General features: G+C 47.0%; 9 protein-coding genes. 4 read left to right on the top strand and 5 right to left on the bottom strand.

All coding sequences use genetic code 11. The features are described 5' to 3' along the window. The 4 genes from AC1YY3_RS12900 to AC1YY3_RS12885 form a co-directional block, all read right to left on the bottom strand. On the bottom strand, nucleotides 1–952 hold a 952-nt coding region (locus AC1YY3_RS12900; RefSeq protein WP_482194588.1), incomplete at its 3' end, for an integron integrase. A 3-nt stretch (nucleotides 953–955) separates the two neighbouring features. After that, nucleotides 956–1,309 carry a DUF5615 family PIN-like protein gene (locus AC1YY3_RS12895; protein WP_481825166.1) on the bottom strand — a complete coding sequence of 118 codons (354 nt, stop codon included), beginning with the start codon at nucleotides 1,307–1,309 and terminating at the stop codon, nucleotides 956–958. Next, complete coding sequence (locus AC1YY3_RS12890) at nucleotides 1,306–1,542, bottom strand: DUF433 domain-containing protein (protein ID WP_481825167.1); 237 nt, start codon at nucleotides 1,540–1,542, stop codon at nucleotides 1,306–1,308. Before AC1YY3_RS12890 ends, AC1YY3_RS12895 begins: the two co-directional genes overlap by 4 nt. Before the next feature lie 12 nt (nucleotides 1,543–1,554). Beyond that, nucleotides 1,555–1,719: a hypothetical protein gene (locus AC1YY3_RS12885; protein WP_481825168.1), complete on the bottom strand. Its 165-nt coding sequence runs from the start codon at nucleotides 1,717–1,719 to the stop codon at nucleotides 1,555–1,557. 136 nt (nucleotides 1,720–1,855) lie between these two features. On the opposite strand from AC1YY3_RS12885, the gene AC1YY3_RS12880 reads away from it, so the two are divergent. From AC1YY3_RS12880 to AC1YY3_RS12865, 4 genes are all read left to right on the top strand, one after another. Further along, complete coding sequence (locus AC1YY3_RS12880; RefSeq protein WP_482194587.1) at nucleotides 1,856–2,224, top strand: hypothetical protein; 369 nt, start codon at nucleotides 1,856–1,858, stop codon at nucleotides 2,222–2,224. 150 nt (nucleotides 2,225–2,374) lie between these two features. Continuing rightward, nucleotides 2,375–2,842, top strand: a complete 468-nt coding sequence (locus tag AC1YY3_RS12875; RefSeq protein WP_482194586.1) for a hypothetical protein — start codon at nucleotides 2,375–2,377, stop codon at nucleotides 2,840–2,842. A gap of 281 nt (nucleotides 2,843–3,123) precedes the next feature. Beyond that, nucleotides 3,124–3,501: a hypothetical protein gene (locus AC1YY3_RS12870; protein WP_482194585.1), complete on the top strand. Its 378-nt coding sequence runs from the start codon at nucleotides 3,124–3,126 to the stop codon at nucleotides 3,499–3,501. A gap of 3 nt (nucleotides 3,502–3,504) precedes the next feature. Then, nucleotides 3,505–3,786 carry a DUF4124 domain-containing protein gene (locus tag AC1YY3_RS12865; RefSeq protein WP_482194584.1) on the top strand — a complete coding sequence of 94 codons (282 nt, stop codon included), beginning with the start codon at nucleotides 3,505–3,507 and terminating at the stop codon, nucleotides 3,784–3,786. 28 nt (nucleotides 3,787–3,814) lie between these two features. Here the strand turns inward: AC1YY3_RS12865 and AC1YY3_RS12860 are convergent. Beyond that, a partial coding sequence (locus tag AC1YY3_RS12860; protein WP_482194583.1) for a hypothetical protein occupies nucleotides 3,815–4,032 on the bottom strand: 218 nt, incomplete at its 5' end.

Genomic DNA, 4,032 nt, shown 5'->3' with positions numbered 1-4,032 from the left:
TGTAAATCATCGTCGTACTGACATCCGCATGACCAAGCAACTCCTGCACCGTGCGAATATCGTAACCGCCTTCCAGCAAATGGGTGGCGAACGAATGCCGAAACGTATGCGGCGTGGCTGCTTTTGTTAAGTCCGCATCGCGCACCGCTTGCTTAACCGCCCGTTGTATCGCCTGTTCTTGCACATGATGACGACGCACCGCCTGAGTACGCGGATCAGTTGAAACTTTAGCCGCAGGAAACACATACTGCCAAATCCACTCCTTTGCCGCATTGGGATATTTGCGTTCAAGGGCATACGGCAAGTACACCGCGCCGAAACCCTGCGCCAGATCGCCCTCGTGCAACGTCCGCACCTTGGCGAGATGCGCTTGCAATGCTGCCGACAAAGATACGGGCAACATCGTCACCCTGTCCTTAAACCCCTTGCCGTCACGGATCAAAATCTCACGGCGTTTAAAATCAATATCCTGCACCCGCAAGCGCAAACATTCCATAATCCGCATTCCCGTCCCGTACAGCAAGCTGGCAATCAACCATTGCGTACCGCTCAAGCGCGACAAAATCGCCTGAATCTCATCACGGTTCAACACCACAGGTAAACGCTTAGGCGTTTTGGCTTGCGCCACATTATCCAGCCAAGGCAATTCTATCGCCAACACTTCCTTATAAAGGAACAACAAAGCGCACCTGGCCTGATTTTGCGTAGACGCGGCGACATTGCCATTCACCGCCAAATGCGTCAAAAACTGCTCCACTTCCGCCGCGCCCATATCACGCGGGTGCCGCTTGCCAAAATGCAGGATAAAACGTTTAATCCAATCCGTATACGCCTGCTCGGTACGGATACTGTAATGTTTCAAACGGATTTTTCCCCTGACTTGATCGAGCAACTTGGGCGCTTGCACAAGTAAATTTTCTGAAGGGTATTGCATTGCGTCACGTGTCTGCATCAGTTATCCATGCTCGATCAAAGAAATGCGAGTCAATTCCAGATAATCATAAATAGTCAGTGCCGAAATAATCTGAGGCAAGTTCTTCGCAAATATCCCCATAAGCTCCTTGTTGGATATATTCCCAGTAGAAACCAGCAACAGCTTATAAGGTTGTTTCAATATCAAAAACGAATTGACGAAATCAGCATCCTTGGTGATGACAACGCGCTGTTCACTCACTGATAATTCATTGATTCGGCTATCTGTCGTTCGATTACCTTCCGCCAAATCCAAAGTATGAATAGCATCGTAGCCATGCTCTTTCAGTAGCAAAGCCAAATGACGTGGCAAATGTGCATCGACAAGAAAATTCATGCCGCTAACATCTCGATACGTTTAATCTTGACCACGCGGGATGCAAAACTAAGGGCAGCCAGAATATCCTCGTGTTCAATATCTTGGTAATCGTCAAGAATTTCTTCCGCACTCATGCCTGAACCCAACCATTCTAGAACGGTTTCAACAGGATAGCGCAAGCCGCGGATACAGGGTTTACCGTGACAAATTTCAGGATTGGTTGTGATACGCTCAGACAGTGATGTTTTCATATTACAGTTACCTTAGTGAAGCGTTAAAAGTACACAATGCACACCGTTTTTATTCAAACCCATACGGCGCAACGCAATTATCGCCCCTTTTACGCCACGGGTTAAATGGATTTTCCCCCTAGCTTTATCGAGCAGTTTGGGTGCTTGTACGGGTAAATTTTCTGAAAGGTATTGCATTTATCTTAGGGTGTGCTAAATTCTCACACATGAATGAAATTAAAGTTATTTTACATTTTTATAAAAGTTTAGACAAACTGATGACGCAATGTTTTGCGTCTATTGGGATGTCTAATTGTAGTTAGGACTCAAAATCATGGCACTCACCCTTATTGCTTTTGATTACCCACCAAGTCGATTCGCCGCGACGGAGGTTGGGGCTATCGTGCCAAACGGTCGATTTTTCCTTGACTTCACGCGAAAGCTGGAAGTCATCAGATGGCTCGGCGTCAGAAATCGCTATATCGGCCCTGCGGTCGGCTTGCTCGTTCCTGTAGTCCACGAAGCAGAGAAATCGGGGGGCTTCGTGATTGGCGTTGACGTAAGTGATCCGTACTTTCGAGACCTCCGCAAACTGTGGAAGGCACACTTCCCGTCGGGTTCTGTAGCGGTTCCTGAAGAAGCAGATGGCCTCACAATCATTGCCGACTTCGCAACACAGTTTCCAAGTGACTGCCAATCGTAAAATGTGTAGTAGCCTCTTGAGTCCTAACCCGGCAGTCAAGCGGGACTGCGCAAAAGCGCGCAGCCCCTTACTTTTACGTTGGGCCGTCTTGATGACGGAGGTAGCTTTGTCTCGTTAGGCGGTGTGGCAACGCCTTTTTTGCCGCAACAAATGAAGGGGAATTACATGTACAACAAGGTACTCGCCGTGGCCGCATTACTCGCAATTACAGGATGTGCTTCAGTGTCGGGATCAAAGTTGCAACCGGTATCTATACAAACCATTCAAGACAACAAAGAGGTGGCTGGTGTTGGATGCACGTTGAGTAACGATGCGGGGAAGTGGTTCGTGACGACTCCTGGTAGCGTAACAGTGAATAAGAGTACCGGCGATCTGGCAGTAGATTGTGTGAAAGACGTAACCCTAGTCGGGCATGAAACTGTTGTGTCGAAGAGTAACGGCGCTGTCTGGGGAAATATTCTATTAGGTGGCGCCATTGGATACATTGTCGACAGGAACACAGGGGCTGGATTTGATTATCCCAATACCATCACGGTGATGCTACGCAGGATCGGAGAAGCAGTCGGTTTAGCGACACCCGAAGTGTCACCAACGGCGCTAACTACGAGTAAGCAATAAAACTGGGCACGGGTGTCATTAAAGGCCCAACCCATCATTCCACCGGACCTGCGCGAAAAGCCGCGCAGGCCGGTGAATTCAAACGTTAGACGTTCGCACACGTATCTCACAGCCATACAAATATTCAACCCACCAACTTTGAAATCAGGAAATATGTACTACGCTTACTTCAATAGGGTAGAAAGTTAGGTAATTAACTTTCTAAAACTTCTTCCCCTATCTAACGCATCATGTTTTTGACACCTACAAAGATGCCTACTCAACGTTAGGGAGTTAATCACGTGGATACGACTATCCTTGCAACTGAAATTGCCGGAAAGGTTATTGCCGATACTTCGTTTTGGGTCGCCCTTGTTGGGTTCGCTGGCGTTATCCTTGGCGCATGTATCACGGTAGCTGGCAATCTTCTTCTTCACTGGTTTCAAGACAGGCCACGCCAAGAACTCGATAAAGTACGAAAGAAGCTATTGGAACAAATGCTTCGCGATACCAGATTCAAAGAGTACTGGCGAAAAATTGCAACGCTGTCTCGTGTGGTCGGTGCAGATGAAGAAACAACGAAACGCTTACTAATCGAACTCGGAGCCCGTAGCTCCGAGAAAGACGACGGTTTATGGGGGCTACTTGAGTATCATCCTCTCGATAAATTGGATCAATAACTTATGAAATCAAAAAAAATCACACTTAGTTTGATTGTAGTTTTATGTGCTTTTAATGCAGAAGCAAAAATGTATAAATGTACCGATAGCAAAGGAAATGTAAGCTATAGTTCTTCTCCTTGCAAAGAAGATCAGAAAGAAGATCAGACTGTTGCCACTAATAAGCTACAAATGGAATTAAATTATAATTCTCGTCCTGAGACTAAAGAGATGTTTGTCGGTGCTGCCCCTGTTTTCTGCAAAATAACCGCCGCTTTAGAAATGCTCGCGTGGCTTTTTCCTTGAAACGCTCCGAAAAAGTTTTTCCGTGTCGCTAGGGTTGACCATCAACATCATCAGCTTGCTGTGCCGAAGCGTCAACGACCGTGAAAATAATCACCGTCTGCCCTATGGCTTCTGCTTGTTCAATCTGCGATTGCTGTTCGGGCGTTCTCCTGCCATCCACAAACAACACAAGCCCAGGCATCATCGGTTTGCTGCTTTGGCTATGCCGCTCCAATGCAGCCAATCTATTTTTAATGCTCATTAAAT

Source organism: Methyloglobulus sp. (assembly GCF_964779595.1).
The sequence above is the reverse complement of the archived record's forward strand: the minus strand, read 5'-3'. Positions and strand labels throughout refer to the sequence as shown.

Bases quoted from the DNA above. Each gene is read 5' to 3' on its own strand.
- AC1YY3_RS12895 (WP_481825166.1), bottom strand. From the start codon at position 1,309: ATGAATTTTCTTGTCGATGCACATTTGCCACGTCATTTGGCTTTGCTA.
- AC1YY3_RS12890 (WP_481825167.1), bottom strand. From the start codon at position 1,542: ATGAAAACATCACTGTCTGAGCGTATCACAACCAATCCTGAAATTTGT.
- AC1YY3_RS12885 (WP_481825168.1), bottom strand. From the start codon at position 1,719: ATGCAATACCTTTCAGAAAATTTACCCGTACAAGCACCCAAACTGCTC.
- AC1YY3_RS12880 (WP_482194587.1), top strand. From the start codon at position 1,856: ATGGCACTCACCCTTATTGCTTTTGATTACCCACCAAGTCGATTCGCC.
- AC1YY3_RS12875 (WP_482194586.1), top strand. From the start codon at position 2,375: ATGAAGGGGAATTACATGTACAACAAGGTACTCGCCGTGGCCGCATTA.
- AC1YY3_RS12865 (WP_482194584.1), top strand. From the start codon at position 3,505: ATGAAATCAAAAAAAATCACACTTAGTTTGATTGTAGTTTTATGTGCT.